This is a genomic window from Pseudoalteromonas sp. AOP7-A1-14 (genome assembly GCF_052376275.1).
In the GTDB taxonomy this organism is placed as follows: domain Bacteria; phylum Pseudomonadota; class Gammaproteobacteria; order Enterobacterales; family Alteromonadaceae; genus Pseudoalteromonas.
The window spans coordinates 1-1,220 of record NZ_JBQSVO010000247.1; the positions used below are offsets into that span (position 1 = coordinate 1).

Annotated in this window: 1 protein-coding gene; it reads left to right on the forward strand. The window is 41.7% G+C overall.

Going from position 1 to position 1,220, the window contains the following annotated elements:
- On the forward strand, nt 1–1,192 hold a 1,192-nt coding region (locus ACT3RM_RS17910; RefSeq protein WP_444511518.1), incomplete at its 5' end, for a TonB-dependent receptor domain-containing protein.
- Nucleotides 1,193–1,220: the final 28 nt, after the last annotated feature.

Sequence of the window (1,220 nt, forward strand, 5' to 3'; positions counted from 1 at the left end):
TGACGACCACCGTGTAAGCGAAAAAACCTTAGCGTTTTACATGCAAGCAAATTTCGAAACCGAGTTTAATGGCATGCTAGTTAATATAACTACAGGCCTGCGTTATGAAAAAACAGACGTTACCGCAAACAGCTTAGAACGCCCGGCAGTAAACATGGAATGGGTAAACGGTAGTGAGTGGTCATACATTTATGCTAATGAACGCTCATTCTCTGAAGGTGAAGGCAGCAGTAGTGAATTTTTACCTAGTTTTGATATGAATGTTGAAGTGGTTGAAGATGTAATGGCTCGTTTTTCTTATAGCCGAAGCCTTGCTCGTCCACCAGTGAGCTCACTACGTTCAACAACTTCATTTTTAGGCAATCCTAAAGTAGGTCAACGTACAGTTTCTGTTGGTAATCCTAACTTAAAACCCTACACATCTGATAACTTAGATTTATCACTAGAGTATTACTACGGTTCTGGCAGCTATGTATCAGCAGGTTATTTCCGTAAGCAGGTTGAAAACTTCCTAGTTAATGTAACAACAGAAGAAACGCTAGGCGGTATAACAGACCCGTACAGCGGAGATCGTGCTGAGCAAGCACGCGCTGATTTGGCCGCCGCAGGTGAGTTACAATCGGACCAAGCAATTCATGACCAAATAAATGAAAACCAAGGCACCGCACAAGGAACCTCAATTGTTGGTAATGCTTCAGACCCATTAACTAACTTCTTCGTTTCACGTGATAACAACGTTGAAACTGCAAATCTATGGGGTTACGAAGTAGCGGCTCAGCATATGTTTGGTGACTCAGGCTTTGGTGTTACTGCCAATGCGACATTTGTTTTTGGTGATGTAGAAGCTGATCGTGATGCAACGGGCTATCAGTTTGCGCTACCTGGATTAAGTGATTCAGCTAATATTTCTGCAATTTATGACTTAGATGGCTTATCTGCTCGCCTCTCATATAACTGGCGTGATGAGTTCTTAACAGGTTTTGATCAACATTCATCGCCTATCTTCACTGAAGCCTACGGACAGTTGGATGTGAACGTTAACTATTCAGTAAACGATCAATTAACGGTATTTATTGAAGGCCTAAACTTAACGGATGAAACGCAGCGTACTTATGTTCGCTACTCAGAACAGTTACTTAGTGCTTACCAATATGGTGCGCGTTATAACATAGGCTTCCGTTACGCTTTTTAAGATTTTGTAGTTAAAAAGCCGCTTTATG